Source organism: Sulfurimonas gotlandica GD1 (genome assembly GCF_000242915.1).
Classification (GTDB): Bacteria; Campylobacterota; Campylobacteria; order Campylobacterales; family Sulfurimonadaceae; genus Sulfurimonas; species Sulfurimonas gotlandica.
In genome coordinates this window covers 989675-1006470 of sequence record NZ_AFRZ01000001.1, presented here as the reverse complement: position 1 = coordinate 1006470, position 16796 = coordinate 989675, and the positions used below count along the sequence as shown (strand labels likewise).

29 protein-coding genes and 2 pseudogenes are annotated in these 16796 nt (G+C 34.6%); 23 read left to right on the top strand and 8 right to left on the bottom strand.

Annotated features, from left to right (window positions below):
* The first annotated feature begins 5 nt into the window (after window positions 1–5).
* From SMGD1_RS04930 to infA, 20 genes and pseudogenes are all read left to right on the top strand, one after another.
* On the top strand, window positions 6–287 hold the full coding sequence (locus SMGD1_RS04930) for a 50S ribosomal protein L23 (RefSeq protein ID WP_008339166.1): 282 nt from the start codon (window positions 6–8) through the stop codon (window positions 285–287).
* Between the two features lies 1 nt (window position 288).
* Window positions 289–1134 (top strand): 50S ribosomal protein L2, encoded by an 846-nt coding sequence (gene rplB, locus SMGD1_RS04925; RefSeq protein ID WP_008339143.1) that lies wholly within the window; start codon window positions 289–291, stop codon window positions 1132–1134.
* Window position 1135: 1 nt separating this feature from the next.
* Window positions 1136–1413: pseudogene (gene rpsS / locus SMGD1_RS04920) on the top strand (30S ribosomal protein S19).
* 2 nt (window positions 1414–1415) lie between these two features.
* Complete coding sequence (rplV, locus tag SMGD1_RS04915; protein ID WP_008340796.1) at window positions 1416–1733, top strand: 50S ribosomal protein L22; 318 nt, start codon at window positions 1416–1418, stop codon at window positions 1731–1733.
* Between the two features lies 1 nt (window position 1734).
* Window positions 1735–2444 (top strand): annotated as a pseudogene (rpsC, locus tag SMGD1_RS04910) (30S ribosomal protein S3).
* A 2-nt stretch (window positions 2445–2446) separates the two neighbouring features.
* On the top strand, window positions 2447–2872 hold the full coding sequence (gene rplP, locus SMGD1_RS04905; RefSeq protein ID WP_008338902.1) for a 50S ribosomal protein L16: 426 nt from the start codon (window positions 2447–2449) through the stop codon (window positions 2870–2872).
* Window positions 2859–3047 carry a 50S ribosomal protein L29 gene (gene rpmC, locus SMGD1_RS04900; RefSeq protein WP_008338863.1) on the top strand — a complete coding sequence of 63 codons (189 nt, stop codon included), beginning with the start codon at window positions 2859–2861 and terminating at the stop codon, window positions 3045–3047. The genes rplP and rpmC overlap by 14 nt, the downstream gene beginning before the upstream one ends.
* Before the next feature lie 9 nt (window positions 3048–3056).
* A complete protein-coding gene (gene rpsQ / locus SMGD1_RS04895) occupies window positions 3057–3305 on the top strand; it encodes a 30S ribosomal protein S17 (protein ID WP_008339115.1) in 249 nt (82 codons plus the stop codon).
* Entirely contained in the window at window positions 3305–3673 is a 369-nt protein-coding gene (gene rplN, locus SMGD1_RS04890) for a 50S ribosomal protein L14 (protein WP_008338775.1), read from the top strand. The genes rpsQ and rplN overlap by 1 nt, the downstream gene beginning before the upstream one ends.
* Window positions 3673–3903 (top strand): 50S ribosomal protein L24, encoded by a 231-nt coding sequence (gene rplX / locus SMGD1_RS04885; RefSeq protein ID WP_008338880.1) that lies wholly within the window; start codon window positions 3673–3675, stop codon window positions 3901–3903. The genes rplN and rplX overlap by 1 nt, the downstream gene beginning before the upstream one ends.
* A 4-nt stretch (window positions 3904–3907) precedes the next feature.
* Complete coding sequence (gene rplE / locus SMGD1_RS04880) at window positions 3908–4453, top strand: 50S ribosomal protein L5 (protein WP_008339136.1); 546 nt, start codon at window positions 3908–3910, stop codon at window positions 4451–4453.
* Window positions 4453–4638: a type Z 30S ribosomal protein S14 gene (locus tag SMGD1_RS04875; protein ID WP_008340791.1), complete on the top strand. Its 186-nt coding sequence runs from the start codon at window positions 4453–4455 to the stop codon at window positions 4636–4638. The genes rplE and SMGD1_RS04875 overlap by 1 nt, the downstream gene beginning before the upstream one ends.
* 74 nt (window positions 4639–4712) lie before the next feature.
* A complete protein-coding gene (gene rpsH / locus SMGD1_RS04870; RefSeq protein ID WP_008339032.1) occupies window positions 4713–5111 on the top strand; it encodes a 30S ribosomal protein S8 in 399 nt (132 codons plus the stop codon).
* Window positions 5112–5120: 9 nt separating this feature from the next.
* Window positions 5121–5657, top strand: coding sequence for a 50S ribosomal protein L6 (gene rplF, locus SMGD1_RS04865; RefSeq protein WP_008338837.1), 537 nt, complete (start codon window positions 5121–5123; stop codon window positions 5655–5657).
* A 13-nt stretch (window positions 5658–5670) separates the two neighbouring features.
* Window positions 5671–6027, top strand: a complete 357-nt coding sequence (rplR, locus tag SMGD1_RS04860) for a 50S ribosomal protein L18 (RefSeq protein ID WP_008338738.1) — start codon at window positions 5671–5673, stop codon at window positions 6025–6027.
* An 8-nt stretch (window positions 6028–6035) separates the two neighbouring features.
* Complete coding sequence (gene rpsE, locus SMGD1_RS04855; RefSeq protein ID WP_008339003.1) at window positions 6036–6476, top strand: 30S ribosomal protein S5; 441 nt, start codon at window positions 6036–6038, stop codon at window positions 6474–6476.
* A 3-nt stretch (window positions 6477–6479) separates the two neighbouring features.
* The gene (rplO, locus tag SMGD1_RS04850) at window positions 6480–6878 is read left to right on the top strand and encodes a 50S ribosomal protein L15 (RefSeq protein WP_008339145.1); all 399 of its coding nucleotides are present in this window, start codon (window positions 6480–6482) and stop codon (window positions 6876–6878) included.
* A gap of 2 nt (window positions 6879–6880) precedes the next feature.
* Window positions 6881–8143 (top strand): preprotein translocase subunit SecY, encoded by a 1263-nt coding sequence (gene secY / locus SMGD1_RS04845; protein WP_008340788.1) that lies wholly within the window; start codon window positions 6881–6883, stop codon window positions 8141–8143.
* Between the two features lie 3 nt (window positions 8144–8146).
* Window positions 8147–8905 carry a type I methionyl aminopeptidase gene (map, locus tag SMGD1_RS04840; RefSeq protein WP_008338758.1) on the top strand — a complete coding sequence of 253 codons (759 nt, stop codon included), beginning with the start codon at window positions 8147–8149 and terminating at the stop codon, window positions 8903–8905.
* Window positions 8906–8923: 18 nt separating this feature from the next.
* Complete coding sequence (gene infA / locus SMGD1_RS04835; protein WP_008338996.1) at window positions 8924–9142, top strand: translation initiation factor IF-1; 219 nt, start codon at window positions 8924–8926, stop codon at window positions 9140–9142.
* Between the two features lie 36 nt (window positions 9143–9178).
* On the opposite strand, the gene SMGD1_RS04830 is transcribed toward infA, so the two are convergent.
* The 6 genes from SMGD1_RS04830 to SMGD1_RS04805 all read right to left on the bottom strand — a co-directional run bounded on the left by SMGD1_RS04830 (window position 9179) and on the right by SMGD1_RS04805 (window position 13373).
* Window positions 9179–10060 carry a sulfurtransferase gene (locus SMGD1_RS04830; RefSeq protein WP_008338791.1) on the bottom strand — a complete coding sequence of 294 codons (882 nt, stop codon included), beginning with the start codon at window positions 10058–10060 and terminating at the stop codon, window positions 9179–9181.
* Between the two features lie 8 nt (window positions 10061–10068).
* The gene (locus SMGD1_RS04825; protein ID WP_008338746.1) at window positions 10069–10362 is read right to left on the bottom strand and encodes a chorismate mutase; all 294 of its coding nucleotides are present in this window, start codon (window positions 10360–10362) and stop codon (window positions 10069–10071) included.
* A 197-nt stretch (window positions 10363–10559) separates the two neighbouring features.
* Complete coding sequence (locus SMGD1_RS04820) at window positions 10560–11219, bottom strand: hypothetical protein (RefSeq protein WP_008338752.1); 660 nt, start codon at window positions 11217–11219, stop codon at window positions 10560–10562.
* Window positions 11216–12151, bottom strand: a complete 936-nt coding sequence (locus tag SMGD1_RS04815) for an MlaD family protein (protein ID WP_008340783.1) — start codon at window positions 12149–12151, stop codon at window positions 11216–11218. The genes SMGD1_RS04820 and SMGD1_RS04815 overlap by 4 nt, the downstream gene beginning before the upstream one ends.
* Window positions 12133–12486: a hypothetical protein gene (locus SMGD1_RS04810; RefSeq protein WP_008340781.1), complete on the bottom strand. Its 354-nt coding sequence runs from the start codon at window positions 12484–12486 to the stop codon at window positions 12133–12135. The genes SMGD1_RS04815 and SMGD1_RS04810 overlap by 19 nt, the downstream gene beginning before the upstream one ends.
* A 98-nt stretch (window positions 12487–12584) precedes the next feature.
* Window positions 12585–13373 (bottom strand): MlaE family ABC transporter permease, encoded by a 789-nt coding sequence (locus SMGD1_RS04805; protein WP_008338949.1) that lies wholly within the window; start codon window positions 13371–13373, stop codon window positions 12585–12587.
* Window positions 13374–13467: 94 nt separating this feature from the next.
* Here SMGD1_RS04805 and SMGD1_RS04800 point away from each other — a divergent pair, with 94 nt between their 5' ends.
* Genes SMGD1_RS04800 through SMGD1_RS04790 form a run of 3 tightly spaced genes read left to right on the top strand, consistent with a single transcriptional unit; the run spans window position 13468 to window position 15903 of the window.
* Window positions 13468–14022, top strand: a complete 555-nt coding sequence (locus tag SMGD1_RS04800) for a methylated-DNA--[protein]-cysteine S-methyltransferase (RefSeq protein WP_008338808.1) — start codon at window positions 13468–13470, stop codon at window positions 14020–14022.
* Window positions 14015–14728, top strand: a complete 714-nt coding sequence (locus SMGD1_RS04795) for an endonuclease III domain-containing protein (protein ID WP_008338703.1) — start codon at window positions 14015–14017, stop codon at window positions 14726–14728. Before SMGD1_RS04800 ends, SMGD1_RS04795 begins: the two co-directional genes overlap by 8 nt.
* On the top strand, window positions 14725–15903 hold the full coding sequence (locus SMGD1_RS04790; RefSeq protein ID WP_008339015.1) for a YbfB/YjiJ family MFS transporter: 1179 nt from the start codon (window positions 14725–14727) through the stop codon (window positions 15901–15903). Before SMGD1_RS04795 ends, SMGD1_RS04790 begins: the two co-directional genes overlap by 4 nt.
* Here SMGD1_RS04790 and SMGD1_RS04785 read toward each other — a convergent pair.
* Together SMGD1_RS04785 and SMGD1_RS04780 are read right to left on the bottom strand one after the other, a co-directional pair.
* Window positions 15896–16300: an ester cyclase gene (locus tag SMGD1_RS04785; RefSeq protein ID WP_008339128.1), complete on the bottom strand. Its 405-nt coding sequence runs from the start codon at window positions 16298–16300 to the stop codon at window positions 15896–15898. The two genes, SMGD1_RS04790 and SMGD1_RS04785, sit on opposite strands and share 8 nt — an antisense overlap.
* Before the next feature lie 5 nt (window positions 16301–16305).
* Window positions 16306–16542 carry a hypothetical protein gene (locus SMGD1_RS04780; protein ID WP_008338966.1) on the bottom strand — a complete coding sequence of 79 codons (237 nt, stop codon included), beginning with the start codon at window positions 16540–16542 and terminating at the stop codon, window positions 16306–16308.
* Between the last annotated feature and the right edge of the window lie 254 nt (window positions 16543–16796).

The window sequence follows — 16796 nt, the reverse complement described above, 5'->3', positions numbered from 1 at the left end:
AAATAATGGCAGATATTACAGATATTAAATCTATACTATATACAGAGAAGACATTAGGTATGCAAGAAGACAACGTTATCGTTGTACAAACTTCACCACGTATGACTAAAACAGGTCTTAAAGAGGTTTTTCGTGAGTATTTTGGAATCGTTCCAAGTAATATTAACTCACTTAATCAAAGCGGAAAAGTTAAACGTTTCCGTGGTGTTGCTGGTAAACAAAATGACTTTAAAAAGTTTTATGTTAAGTTACCAGAGGGTGCACAAATAGAAAGTTTGGCGGTATAAGATGGCAATTAAAACTTATAAACCGGTAACTCCATCTCGTCGTTTTTTCACTAATGTTGATTCGTCAGACATTACTGCAAAAGCAAGTGTTCGTTCATTACTAGTTAAGTTACCTACTCATGCAGGTCGTAACAACAATGGTCGTATCACGTCTCGTCATAGACAAGCTGGTGCTAAAAAACTTTATCGTATTATTGATTTCAAAAGAAATAAATTTGATATCCCAGGTACTGTAGCAGCTATCGAGTATGATCCATACCGTAACTGTAGAATTGCACTTATCAACTATGCTGATGGTGAGAAGAGATATATTCTTCAACCAAAAGGTTTAAATGTTGGTGATACAATTGAATCAGCTGCATCTGGTTTGGATGTTAAAGCTGGTAATACAATGAAACTTATGAATATTCCGGTTGGTACAACTGTACACAACATTGAGCTTAAGACTGGTAAAGGTGGACAAATGTGTCGTGCTGCTGGAACTTCTGCTCAGATTATGGGTCGTGACGGTAAGTATGTTTCACTTCGTATGCCTTCATCTGAAATGCGTTTAGTATTAGGTGAGTGTTTAGCTACTGTTGGTATAGTTGGTAACGAAGAGTTTGGTAACATTGTTATCGCAAAAGCTGGTCGTCAACGTCACTTAGGTATTCGTCCTCAAACTCGTGGTTCAGCAATGAATCCTATTGATCACCCGCATGGTGGTGGTGAAGGTAAAACGAACTCAGGTCGTCATCCAGTTACTCCATGGGGTAAACCAACGAAGGGTGCTAAAACTCGTCGTAAGAAAGCTAGTGATAAATTAATTATTACTCGCCGTAAACCAAATGCAAAAAGGGTAGGCTAATATGGCTCGTTCAGTAAAAAAAGGTCCATTTGTTGATGACCATTTAATGAAAAAAGTTGAAACAGCTAAAGCTGAAGGCAACAAAAAACCTATTAAAACTTGGTCAAGAAGATCTATGATTATTCCTGCGATGGTTGGTTTTACATTAAATGTTCACAACGGACGTCAATTTATTCCTGTACATGTTACAGAGAATCATATTGGATATAAACTTGGTGAATTCGCACCAACTCGTACATTTTTAAGGGCCATAAGGGCTCAGTTCAGAAGAAGGGGTAATCATGGCTAGAGCATTATTGAAATTTATCCGTGTTTCGCCAATTAAATCTCGTCTTATCGCAAGAGAAGTTCAAGGGATGAATGCAGAACTTGCATTAGCATCTTTAGAATTTACTCCAAATAAGGCAGCTAAAATTATCGCTAAAGTAATTGCATCTGCAGTTGCTAACAGTGGTAGTGAAGCTGAAGATTGTACTATTACATCATGTCGTGTTGATAATGGTCCAGTTCTTAAGAGATTCCGTCCAAGAGCACGTGGTATGGCATCTGGAATCAGAAAGCCAACAGCACATATCTTAGTAGAAGTAGAGGGTAAATAATATGGGTCAAAAAGTTAATCCTATTGGTTTACGTCTTGGTATAAACCGCAATTGGGAGAGCCGTTGGTTCCCTAATTTTAAAACTGCTGCAGAGAGTTTAGGTGAAGATCACAAGATTCGTACATATTTGAAAAAAGAGCTTTACTATGCTGGTGTTGCTAACATTATTATAGAAAGAACAATCAAGAGACTTCGCGTAACTATCGTTGCAGCTCGCCCTGGTATCATTATTGGTAAAAAAGGTGCGGACATCGAGAAACTTAAAGATTCTCTTCAAAAGCTTATTGGTAAAACAGTTGCTGTTAATATCAAAGAAGAAAAGAAAGCTCAAACTTCAGCACAACTTGTTGCTGAGAATGTTGCTACACAACTAGAGCGTCGTGTTGCTTTCCGTCGTGCTATGAAGAAAGTTATGCAAGGTGCACAACGTTCAGGTGCTAAAGGTATTAAAGTTTCAGTTTCTGGTCGTCTTGGTGGAGCTGAATGGCTCGTACTGAGTGGTACTTAGAGGGACGTGTTCCTTTACATACACTTCGTGCAAAAATTGATTATGGTTTTGCAGAAGCTCATACTACATACGGAATTATCGGTGTAAAAGTATGGATTTTCAAAGGTGAGGTACTTACTAAAGGTATCCCTGCAGAAGCAAAAGAAGAGAAACAAGAGAAACAAGAGCGCCCAAGAAAGCGTGCTCCGAGAAAGGCTGATTAATCATGTTAATGCCAAAGAGAACAAAATATCGTAAAGTAATGAAGGGTCGTAACCGTGGTTACGCTCGTTCAGGTTATACATTAGCATTTGGTGATATCGCATTTAAAGCGGTTGAAGCAGGTCGTATTAACTCACGTCAGATTGAGTCAGCTCGTATTTCAGCTACTCGTCACATTAAAAGAAATGGTAAGATTTGGATTCGTGTATTCCCTGCTAAACCGTTAACTGCTAAGCCTCTTGAAACTCGTATGGGTAAGGGTAAAGGTTCAGTTGACCAATGGGTTATGAACATTAAACCAGGTCGTATAATTTTTGAAATGGCTGGTGTTCCACATGATTTAGCTCGTGAAGCGCTAACTCTTGCTATGCACAAGTTACCATTCAAAACTAAAATAATTACTGCGGAGATGAGCAATGAAATATTCTGATTTAGCAGATAAAAATTCAGCAGAACTTAATGTTATGCTGAAAGAAAAGAAAACACAACTGTTTACTTTAAAAATTAAACAGAAGATGATGCAATTAAATAATACTAGCGAACTTCGTGTTGCTAAAAAAGATATTGCTAAAATCAACACTGCGCTTAATGCAGTGGCAAACTAGGGGCTTGGTATGACACATAAGCGTGAAATTCAAGGTAAAGTAGTTACAATTGCAGGCGATAAAACAGTCTCTATGGTTGTTGAGCGTCGTGTAATGCATCCTCGTTACCACAAAGTTGTAAAACGTTTCAAAAAGTACTTAGTACATGATGAGCGTAACGAAGTAAAAGTTGGAGACGAGATTATCGCAATCGAATGTCGTCCACTTTCTAAGACTAAATCTTTTAGACTTAAAACAGTTGTATCAGGAGTTAACTAATGATACAAGGTTTTACTCGTTTAGTTGTAGCTGATAATACAGGTGCAAAAGAGATTATGTGTATTAAGGTACTTGGTGGTTCAAAGCGTCGTTACGCTTCAATAGGTGACGTTATCGTTGCTTCTGTGAAAAAAGCGACACCAACTGCTAAAGTTAAAAAAGGCAAAGTTGTTAAAGCTGTTATCGTTAGAACTGCAAAAGAGGTTCACCGTGAAAATGGTTCTCTTATTCGTTTTGATGACAATGCTGCTGTAATACTTGATGACAAGAGAGAGCCTATCGGTACTCGTATCTTCGGACCTGTTGGTCGTGAAGTTCGTTATGCTGGATTTATGAAAATCGTATCTCTTGCACCGGAGGTTGTTTAATGGCAAAGTTTAATTTCAAAAAAGGCGATACTGTAGAAATTATCGCTGGTGATGATCGCGGAACTAAAGCTACTGTACTTGAAGTATTACCTAAGAAAAATAAGGTGATAGTTGAGGGTTGTAAAGTAGCTAAGAAAGCAATCAAACCAACAGAAGATAACACTAAGGGCGGACATATCAATAAAGAGATGCCAATAGATGTTTCAAATGTACGTAAAGTGGAGGCATAATTAGATGGCTCGTTTAAAAGAAAAATATTTAGGTTTAAAATCTGAATTACAAGCTGATTTAAGTATTGCTAATCCAATGCAAACTCCAAAAGTAGATAAAATCATTATCTCTGTTGGTGCTGGTTTTGCAATGAAAGATAATAAACTTATCCAAAACATTGAAGATACAATTACTAAAATTGCTGGTCAAAAAGCAACTACTGTAATCGCTAAGAAATCAGTTGCTGGTTTTAAAGTTCGTGAAGGTATGCCAGTTGGTATACGTGTTACACTTCGTGGTGAAAACATGTATAACTTTCTTGATCGTCTAATATCTATTGCACTTCCACGTGTAAAAGATTTCCGTGGTGTTCCAAGAAATGGTTTTGATGGTCGTGGTAACTATAACTTCGGTCTTCAAGAGCAACTAATTTTTCCAGAGATTAATTATGATTCAATCATGCAAATTCATGGTATGAATATCACAGTTGTAACAACTGCTGATTCAGATAAGGCGGGATTTGCTCTTTTAGAGAAAATTGGTATGCCTTTTAGTAAAGGGAGCAACTAATGGCTAAGAAGTCTATGATCGCTAAAGCGAAAAGAGAACCTAAGTTTAAAGTACGTGGATATACTAGATGTCAAATCTGTGGACGTCCACATTCAGTACTACGTGACTTCGGAATCTGCCGTATCTGTTTTAGAAAGATGGCAAACGAGGGATTAATCCCAGGTGTTAGAAAGTCTTCTTGGTAATCCAAGAGGAAACTTCTAATTATTAGTTTTTACTTTGGTTTAGACTAAAGTAATTACAAAGTCAAGGAAAAATAATGGCAATAAATGATCTAGTATCAGATGCGTTAACGCGTGTACGTAATGCAGGTATGAGAAGATTACCAGTTACTACTTTAGTTCACTCTAAGAGTGTTGAAGCTGTAGCAAATATCTTAGTAGATAAAGGTTATATTGAGAGTTGTAACGTTGTTGAAGACGGCGTTAAGAAGACGATCAAAGTTGTACTTAAGTACGATGAAAATGAAAAATGTGTAATTAATGAGATTCAAAGAGTTTCTAAGCCTGGTAGACGTGTTTACAAAGGTAAAGAAGATATCAAACGTTTCAAAAATGGTTACGGAACTATTATTGTTAGTACATCACATGGCGTACTTGCTAATGACAAAGCTTATGAGCTTGGCATTGGTGGCGAAGTTATGTGTACAGTTTGGTAGGGAGATAGCATGTCAAGAATTGGTAAATTACCTGTAGAATTTGCAGCTGACATTAATGTTAGTGCAAATGGAAATGTTATAACTTTTGCTAAAGGCAAAAATAGTGTTGATTTAGATACAAAAGGAAATGTTGCTTTCACTTTAGAAGGTAATATTTTAAATTTTGCTACTTTATCAGAAGCAAAAGCTCATAGAGCTTTCTGGGGAACATATAGAGCATTAGCTCAAAATATCGTTGTTGGTTTAACTACTGGTTATACTAAGCAATTAGAGATTAACGGTGTTGGTTACCGTGCTGCCGTTCAAGGTCAAGTACTTAATCTTCAACTTGGTTTTTCTCATGATATTAATTATGAATTACCAGAAAGTTTAGAAGCAAGCGTTGAAAAGAATGTTATTACTCTTAAAAGCCATGACAAGCAAAAACTTGGTCAAGTTGCTGCTGAGATTAGATCATTCCGTCCACCAGAGCCTTATAAAGGTAAGGGTGTTAAATACATAGAAGAGCATATCGTGCGTAAAGCCGGTAAAACTTCTAAGAAATAAGGGAGGAGTATAAATGAATGCTAAAGTATTAAAATCGAAAGTTGCTAATCGTTTAAAGCGTAAGCGTCGTATTCGTGCAAAAATATCTGGTTGTGCTTCACTTCCTCGTGTTTCTGTATTTCGTTCAAATCGTTATTTAAGTGTACAGGCTATTGATGATGCAACTGCAACAACATTAGCGGCACTTAACTCAAAGTCAACAGGTCACAAATCGAATAAAGAAGGTGCAGCTGCACTAGGTGAGGCATTTGCTGCAACACTTAAAAAAGCTAACATTTCTGAAGTTGTATTTGATCGTAATGGTTACCAATATCACGGTGTTATAGCTGCATTTGGTGACGCACTTCGTGCTAACGAAATTAAGTTTTAGGGGCTATGATGGAAATCAATAGAGAAGATTTTGAAGAATCAATTGTAAATATTGGTCGTGTTACTAAAGTTGTTAAGGGTGGTAGAAGATTTCGTTTTACTGCACTTATCGTAGTTGGTAACAAAAATGGTACTGTAGGTTATGGTATGGGTAAAGCGAAGGAAGTTCCAGACGCTATCCGTAAAGGTGTTGATAACGCTTTTAAAAACCTTACTACAATTAGTATCAAAGGTACAACAATCGCACATGATATTGAGCATAAATACAATGCAAGTCGTATCCTTTTAAAGCCAGCATCTGAAGGTACAGGTGTTATCGCAGGTGGAGCAGCTCGTCACGTTCTTGAGCTTGCAGGTATTAAAGATGTACTTACTAAATCAATTGGCTCAAACAATCCAGGAACACTTGTTCGTGCTACAGTTGAAGCACTTACTCGTATAAAAGGATAGAGAATGGGTATTGAAAATTTATCACCAGCAGAAGGTTCAACAAAGAACCGTAAAAGAGTTGGTCGTGGACAAGGTTCTGGAACTGGTAAGACTGCAGCACGTGGTCAAAAAGGTCAGAAATCTCGTTCAGGTTACAAGAGAAAAAGAAACTTTGAGGGTGGACAACAGCCACTTTCAAAAAGACTTCCTAAAATTGGATTCTTTTCTCGTAATGTGAAACCTTATGTAATTAATGTTGAGAAAATTGTAGCAATTACTGAATTAGCTGAAATAACTGTGGAATCTATCCGTGGTGTTCATAAAATTAGTGCTTCTGTTTCTAAAATTAAATTAGTTGGTGCATCTGCTAAAGATCTAGCATCAAAAATTAAAGACGACAACGTTACTACAACAGGTAAATAGTCGTGAATAAAAATCTAGTTAATAAGATACTTATTACTATCGGGTTTTTATTCATCTACCGCCTACTGGCTTATGTGCCAGTACCAGGCGTAGATACTGCTGTTATTGCTTCATTCTTCGATTCACACCAAGCCGATGCACTAGGTTTATTTAATATGTTTAGTGGAAATGCTGTTGAGAGAATGTCTATTATCGCTCTTGGTATTATGCCTTACATCACTGCTTCAATCATCATGGAACTACTAGCTGCTACTTTCGCTCCTTTAGGTCAAATGAAAAAAGAACGTGACGGTATGGTTAAGTATATGCAAATTATTCGTTATGCGACTATTGTAATAACTATTATTCAAGCAATCGGTATTAGTGTAGGACTTCAAAGTTTAACTGGTCCAAATGGCAATAGTGCAATTTTGGCTGATCACAATACATTTATCATACTTTCTGCAGTTTCAATGCTAGCTGGAACTATGTTACTAATGTGGATTGGTGAGCAGATTACTCAGAGTGGTATTGGTAATGGTATCTCTCTTATTATCTTTGCTGGTATCGTTTCTGCTATTCCAGGTGCAATAGGTCAAACTATTACAATGGTAAATACGGGTGCTATGAGTTTCTTAACTGTAATTGCTATTCTTGCTCTTATATTAAGTACTGTCGCAATTATTATTTACGTTGAACTTGGTGAGCGTCGTGTGCCTGTTACATACGCTAAAAAAGTTATGATGCAAAATCAAAACAAAAGAGTAATGAACTATATTCCTATCAAAGTTAACTTAGCTGGTGTTATTCCAGTAATTTTCGCTTCTGCGATCTTAATGTTTCCAATGACAGTTTTATCAAGTAGTACTAACCCTACTATTCAGGGAATCGCTGACTTGTTAAATCCGAATAGTTACTTTTTTAACTTTTTAACATTTGCTTTTGTTGTTTTCTTTGCATTCTTTTATGCTTCGATTACATTTAACGCAAAAGATATTGCTGATAATCTAAAAAGACAAGGTGGATTTATCCCAGGTATCCGTACTGGTAATGCTACAATGGAGTTTTTAAATGAAACTGCAAGTAGATTAACTTTTACAGGTGCTTTATATCTTGGTCTTGTTGCGACTTTGCCATTTATGATTATCAAGGGGATGGGTGTACCTTTCTTCTTTGGTGGAACAGCGGTTCTGATCGTTGTTCAAGTTGCTCTAGATACTATGAGAAAAATTGAGGCTCAAGTTTACATGAGTAAATATGAGACACTAAGTGCTGTTGGTTTATAAATAATGGCCATTGCGCTTAGAAAACCTCAAGAAATTGAGAAACTGCGTGCTGCTAACAAAATTGTTGGTGGTGCGTTAGACCTTCTTGCTCAAAATACAAAAGTAGGGATTTCTTTAAAAGAACTAGATGCTATGGCTGAGGATTATATCCGCTCTCATGGTGCTAAGCCATCTTTTAAAGGTCTCTACGGCTTTCCTAATGCAGTATGTACTTCACTTAATCAAGTTATTATCCATGGTATACCAACAGATTACAAGCTCCAAGAGGGTGATGTGATTGGTTATGATATTGGGACTGAGCTTGATGGTTGGTTTGGAGATGCTGCAATCACAGTTCCTGTAGGTCAAGTTCAAAAGCTAGATGAAGAGTTAATAGCGTGTGCTAAAGATACTTTATATCATGCTATTGGCGAGATAAAAGAGGGAATGAGATTTAAAGAGTTATCTCTTATTATGGAAGAGTTTATTATAGGTAGAGGTTTTGTTCCTCTGCACAATTTTTGTGGACATGGAATTGGTAAGAAGCCTCATGAAGAGCCTGAAATACCAAATTACCTTGATGGCAAAGATCCAAAATCAGGACCAAAAATAAAAAACGGAATGGTTTTTTGTCTTGAACCAATGATTTGTCAAAAAGAGTCTAAACCAATTATTTTAGAAAATAAGTGGGATGTTGTTAGTGCCGATAATTTACGCGGTTCACACTATGAGCATACTGTTGCAGTTATCAACGGTAAAGCTGAAATTTTATCTCAAGCTTAGAGAAGAAGAAGGATTAAAATGGCTAAATCAGATGTTATCGAAGTAGATGGCAAGATTATAGAGGCTTTGCCAAACGCAACATTTCGTGTTGAATTAGAAAATGGACATATTATTTTATGTCATATTGCAGGAAAAATGCGTATGCACTATATTAAAATACTTCCAGGTGATAAAGTTAAATTAGAGCTAACACCATATAGTCTTGATAAGGGACGTATCACATATCGTTACAAATAAAGAGAAGAGGTTTTGGCATTAGATGCCGACAAACCTCTACTCCCACTTAAACCTTGTCATAGGTAAATTCAAAGCATTTCCCCACTCTAAAAGAGAAGCTTCATATAATTTTGTATTTTTAAATCCCATATGTTTATACAATATATAAAACTCCATACTTGCATTTAAAGCATTATCAGCATAAACTATTACATGATCACTGCTTTTAAGCCCATATCCATATATATAAATCTCATCTAACTCACTTTGATCTCTTAAAAGACCATCTCTTAAAAACTTATCTTTATAAAAACTACTTTTAGAATATGAAATATGACCGATAGAAGCAACTTTTTCAGAGCGCTCAGTCCCATAGTACATTTGAGAAGATCTTGCATCCAGCATTAAAGTTGAAGCAAGATTATCTTGCACTTTGTCACGAGATACTAAAAGATATTTATTTGGTTTTACAACGATATTTCCAATATCTTTAGCATCTGGAACTATTGAAGATGTTAGTAGTTCATGTTCAAATATCCAAGCCATGTAGCCACCATCTAAGATAGTTATATTGTCAAAGCCACTAAAAAGCAGTATAAACGCTAAATAGCTAGAATGTAGTACACCTTTATTTGTATTGTGAGAATATATAATTACTTTTGAGTCTTGATTAATCCCAAGTAATCTTAATTCCTTTTGGATTATTTCTGGTGAGTTCATAAGAGAGTATATATTTTGAGGATCTTGATTTATAAACTTAGTTACATCAGAGTTAATTGCTCCTTTGATGTGACTAGTCTTATATATAGTGTCATCAGCTACATCGATGATAATGATGTTTTTATCTTTAAGTGAGTTTTTAAGCTCGCTTGGAGTTATAAAAGCATCAGATGCAAGAAGTGTGAAAAAGCCTAAGCTAAGTAATAAAAGGTATTTCATGCTAATCTTTAAAATGTTTGTTTATTTCTAAATTCTGATATTTCTGTTTCTACCATTTCATTAATCATAATAGTGAAAAGATCAGAAATCATATTTGGAGATACATCTAATTGTATTGCCTTGTGACGAACTTTTTGCAATATAAAATCTATACGATCTTCTGCTTTAACTTCATCAACACTCTCTTTAAATGCAGCAGCCTGACGAATCAAATGGCTACGCTCTGATATTAACTCTACGATTTTATCGTCTAGCATGTCTATTTCTGTTCTAACTTCTTCTAGTGAATTACATTTAATCATATTTATTTCCTCAATTATTGTTTTTTCTTTAAAGATTTTTTTGCTTTTTTTTAATATAAGCAATGTTATCTAAAAAGAGATAAGACTTTGTTAACACTTTAGTAACTATTAAGATATATAATACTTTTACGATTCTCCATGTATGGTCTTAACTTGACTCTAAGCCCATGCTTCAATCCCATTCTCCTTGGGATTGATTATTTTTCATCCTTTGATTCCAATATAAACATTTTTTTAGATATATTTTTACGTGTCTCTTCATCTGTTGTATTTGTTTTTAGTTCATTTAACCAAAAGAGTACACTTTTTTTATAGCCGTAAAAAGATGCTGTTTTTATCATTTCATCTCTTGTTGTGTTACTAAGTTTTTCTTTCATTAGCGAAGCACACAAAAGTTTAGAAGTATGTTTAGAGATTTTCAATAGTTCATTATTGGCTTTAGTAAAATCTTTTTTATTCAGATGCAATGCAAAATCTTTATATTGAGCATTTAGATCTACTAGCGAAGCATTTGGCATAAGTGTAATAAAACTATAGTAAGCATATAGTGATTTATCATCTACAAGAGTAGAAATATTCTGATACTCTTGGCAACTGTCTTTTACGCCAACGCTGATATTCAGAGCACATTTTCCTAAGTATACACGAGCAAGCATTGTTAAGTCTGCGCTTTGTTTCGCATGCTCTATGGCCCTATTTAAATCATTTCTTGCTAACGAATCGTTTGAGCTTAGAAAGTTCTTTGTATAAGAGTCAAATGCAGCTGTACTTTTGTACTGCCACTGGTTTGGTGGAGACTTAAATGAACAAGCAGATAAAAACAGTAAACTAAGAGATAAAATAGTTATTCTTATCATGGTAGAGTTACCTCCTGCTTTTGTTCATCTTGCATCAGAGCATCTACCTTGTCCATAATCTGATTAGATTTTTGAACACTTACAGATATCTGTTCTTTTAAATCAACTAAGTCTTTATCATAAGTTCCAACAGCCTTAACGGTGCCATCTAAAGCGTCAAGTTTTTGTTTAACATCTTTCATGATTTTATCAAGCTCTTTTATGGCTGAAGAGGCAGGTGTAACAATACTTGAATCAAGAGTAGATGTTGTTTTACTGATATCTTTACTTATCTTCTGAAGTTCTTTCATTATCTCTGTAGTTTTGTTCAGTGAAGCTATTATACTTTGTGTAGATTTCTTGTCCCCTGTAATGCTGGTTAGAAGTGAATCGCTATTTGATAAATCAGCTGTAAATTTTTTGATATTTTGCAAAGTTAGCATGAGGTCTGAATCGTCTTTTGCAATATAAGCAGTAATGGCATCTATATTATTTATAATGCTAATGATTTTATTTACGGCAGGTTCAAGCTTAGAAATCATATCGTTAATATCATCATTTTGAAGCATCTGCAGTTCTGCATCAGCTTCAAGTACTTCATTGTCAATTACGGAGTAGACTTCGATGTGAGCCGAACCTATAAGCGGTTTTATGATCATTAAAACTGTTCCATCAGTCATCCATCTTCTATTGTGCTCATCTACTGAAAAGGTCATGTAAACTGTGCCGTCATCGTTTAGTGAAATATTATCAATAACACCAATATCAAAACCGGAAAATTTCAAAGGCATTCCAACACTGAAAAATGAAGCACTATCTGTTGTGAAGTGATAGTTATATCTTTTGTTAAATGTTCCTTTATCTTCAAGGACAAGGTAAAGAAATGTGATTATAGTTATGAAAAGTGAAATTACAAAAATACCTACTGCAAGTTTCATTTTACTATATTGCATGAGGACCCCTTATAGTGAGTTTCGTTTGAGATAGTATCTAAGATTAAAATATTTTTCTCAGTTTCTAATTTCGTTATAGTTGTTAAAATTATATCTATATCTCTTAGGTTATCTACCAGATGAAATGGTGAAACTATTATAACATTCATCTCTTTAGTCATCAGTGCACGGATAAGAGATACGCAAAATATTTCAAAAGAGTCACATTGGTTTAACCTGTATAAAGCTATATTTCCAAGATCTATCTTTTCAAGAAGCTCTTTAGCTTGCTCTTGTGCTTCTTTGGTCGGTAGATGCTCATGTACCTCTTTTATAAGAGCAATATTTTCAAGCATATCAAGGTTTGATATTAAAGGTGTTTTTTTAGAGATTAGAGAGTGCTCATCTGCTGTTATCAGGTAATCACCTATCTCATAGTACCGATCAAATAGTTTTACAGTGATTGTAGTAGTAATGATAACACCTCGATAAAAAATAATGCGATAAAAAGCTTCACCATTCCATTTAAAACAGATACTGGAATTGCCGTGTAAGCACTAGTAGTTTTAAGACCGCTGTATATTGGGATAAGCATAGTTACAAATCCAAAAGCCATACTCTTAATAAGCAAAACAACTAGATCTTTAAACTCGATGGCGCTTATAAGTATATATTTATATGTGTGAAAATCCATATTCATATAAAAAAGAGTAAAAATATAACCACTGCTAAGCATAATCACCGCGAACAATATAGATAGTGATACGGCACTAATCATGCCACTAATTATTCTTGGTAAAAATAGGTAGTCAATCAAATCGATTTTATACTTTTCTAAGGTGTTTAGTTCTTTGTTCACATTCATCACTGCTATCTCGGTGTTTACTGCAGCACCAGAGCGCAGAGATATAAGCAGAGCTGTAAAAAATGGGGAAAACTCATCTATTACAAAAGTAATAATAATAGAACCTATCTCATCTTGTAAATTGTACTGTGTGGCAAGGGCAATGACAACTCCAATAATTACAGAACCAAAAAGAATAGCCATGGTCATAAAAAGAGGAATAATCTGAACTGTTGTGAAATATATTTGTTTTGTAAGAACCATTCTCATTGCAGGATTGTAGCTACTTGGCTGAATCATATGTAGTAAGCAGAGGGAAGTAAATCTTAATGCTTCATAGAATGAAGACATCATGCTGATTGTTTTATCGCCAATACCTTCTATAAATCTTAAAACCACTAGTCAGACTCCTAATTTTGCGTTATTATCCTATAATTTGCCTTAGTGTTAGGTATAATTTTGTTAATTTTAATTAGCTTAGTTGGAGCTAGATATGAAAAAAAGTTTTGATATTATTACTCCACAAGAGTATAAAAAACTAGAAAAAAGATTAGAGATAGTTTATGGTTATGGTTTTACGCCTTTTGGAAGATCTATTTTGGCCTTCACTAAGCAAGGTGTATGTTTTTTAGCTTTTGAAGAAGATGAAGAAAAATTACTTTACGAGCTAGAAAAAACATGGCAAAAAGCTTACCTAGTAAGAGATGATGAAAAAGTACACGAGTATCTGAAAAATATATTTCTTCATAAAACGAAGGTAAATATGTTTGTAAAGGGTACAAACTTTCAGATAAATGTCTGGAGAGCACTTTTAAGCATTCCAGATGCAGCAGTGACAACTTATCAAGATATTGCAAACTCAATAAATAAGCCAAAAGCGGTTAGGGCAGTTGCTAGTGCAATCGGATCAAACAACATTGCCTATCTTATCCCATGTCATAGAGTTATAGCAAAGTCCGGTGCGATGAGTGGTTATAGATGGGGAATAGATAGGAAAAAAATAATATTGGCATACGAAGCTTTGAACGAAATAGATGAAAATGAATAAAATATATGAGATTTATAAACTACTTTATTCTAGTTATGGACCTCAAGGTTGGTGGCCGTTTACAAACTACGATGGAGAAAATGAGTCCAAAAATGGAAATTCCAAGGGATACCATATACTAGACTACTCTTTCCCTCAAGATGTAAATGAAGTGTTTGAGGTCTGCTTAGGCTCTATCCTTACTCAAAACACCACATTTACATCAGTAGTTAAATCTCTTCATAATCTTAAAGAGATAGATGCCCTTACACCAGAAGCTATAAAAGAGCTAGATATAAATGTGTTTAAATTTGCGATGAAACCATCTGGTTATCATAATCAAAAGGCTAAATATATTTTAGAATTTATCTCTTTTTTTGAAGGACTTGATGGTAGAATTCCAACTAGACATGAACTACTTTCAGTTTTAGGCATCGGAGAAGAGACAGCAGACTCCATTTTGCTGTATGGTTATAAGCAGCCAGAGTTTAAGGTAGATGCATATACAAAAAGACTGCTTGTAGAACTCGGACTTATAGATGAGAAGGCAAAATACAAAGATATGAAACTTCTGATGCAAGATGGTTTAAAAGAATGCATAAAAGATGAGAAAGAACTTCTTATTGTCTACCAGGAATACCATGCACTTATCGTTAATCACTCAAAAGAGTTTTACTATAAAAAACCTTATGGCGTTGGGTGTTTTTTAAAAGAGAAAATAGTATGAATATAAATTTATTAGACAGAAACAATAATGCTGCAATACTTCTTGCGGGCATCTTAGCCATAGTTGTCGGAGTTGGTGTTGCAAGATTTGCTTTTACCTCACTGCTTCCTTCTATGTTGGATGGTTTTTTATCAATCACAGATGCAGGAGTTTTGGCTTCATTTAACTTTGTAGGTTACCTCTTGGGTGCTATTTTTTCTATTTTTATGAAAGATATTAACACAAAAGTAAAGTACTTTAGAATAGGCTTGATTTTAAGCGTAATAACTACACTAATCCTAGCAACAACCACAAACGAGACTCTATGGTTGCTATCTCGGATAGTAGCTGGCTTTGGCTCGGCCATGCTCCTAATAGTTGGTGGTGCTTTGGTTATGGTAAAACTAAATTATGAAGATAAAACAAAAGCAATGGGCATTCACTTTAGTGGTATAGGTATTGCAATTGTTACAAGTGAACTGATAAGCCAGTATGTGCTAAAAAATGGAACTTTCTCAGATGCCTGGTTTGTTCTGTCTATATTTGCATTTGTAATCTCTTTTTATTCTATGTATATTCTCTCATTTGATAAAGTTTTAAAACAAGAAGCCGTGAAATATAAACTATCTATGTCAATCTTTTCTCCATACGTGATTTTGCTAATATTGGCTTATTTTGCAGAGGGAGTTGGTTTTGTAGTTCAGGGAACATTCTTGCCGGATATTATAAACTCGCTTGAAGGACTTGAAGGTTATGGAAGTCTCGGTTGGCTTGTTGTAGGAATCGCTGGTATTCCATCTTCTATAATCTGGACAAGATTAGCTCATAACTATGGAAGTGTCAACATCATCATAGTTGCAATGGCTTTGCAAGTTGTCGGCATCTTGATTCCTGCATTTACTACAAACATATATATAAACTTGCTAAGTGGTGCTCTGTATGGAAGTACATTTATAGGTCTTGTAGCACTCTTTATGCATCTTGGCGGAAAGCTTGCAGGGAAAAATCCTGTAGTGCTTATGGGTGCAATGACAGCTGCTTATGGCATCGGACAGGTAAGTGCACCACTTTACAGTGTTGCTCTAATAGAGCGTTTTGGAAATTATAACTCTACTCTTTATGTAACAGCATCTATAGTTTTTGTTGGAATATTGTTTTTGCTATATGCGAAGAGAATTTCAATTAAGACTATATAGTCTTAATCTGGTTGTAAAGAGAGTATCTATCTCCAAGTACTTTAATATCAGTTATTTTTTCATTTCTAATAGTAAAAAATGATGCGCCCGAATAGTTTATTCTATTATCTGTTGGCTCATACTCAAATAGCTTTCCTTTATGTGTGCCTGTATAGGTTACATATACAGCCACTTGAGAAGCTTCCCCTATAATTATTTCGGTTGCATGATATAAATTTGGAAAAGCTGTTAAAATAGTATTTGCATATTCTTTAAATTCGTCAATACCAACTGTTTCAATTCCAATAGATCCACGAAAACGAAGCTTTGCATCTAATATAGTTTCTGCCTTTTTAAACTCATGTGAATTCCACATTTCATAGTATTTAGAGACTATATTTTTGTTACTACTTACCATAATTATTACTCATCATAAAATCTAGCTTTATTTGGAAATTTTTGGATATTATTGAAGTAATCATCATAATTATCCTCCTCATATTGGTTATCAAATACTTTATCATAACCCAACTTTAACAACTGAGTGTCTATATCTTCAGTATGGATACCATTTTTTTTACTGTACTCTAGTAAATAATCGATATCTTTAGTCATTACACAGTTTAACTCCAGTGCAAATTGAAGGTCCTCTAGTGTCATTTTTTTTTACCTCTGTAAATAATACTCCACATAGCAGTGGATAAATTATGAAAACATAATTTGTAGCATAAAAGCAACTAACTTTTTAATTTATTTAACAGATAAAAAATAGTTTATATTTAACTTAAGTCTAAGTCTTTTTAGTTAATATACATTTCAAATACTTCTATATATATAAACAGAGTATTTTTTGTAAACTATATTCTTGCAGAGCTAAATATTTGGCGATATTCTCTGCAGGAATAATTTTTTAT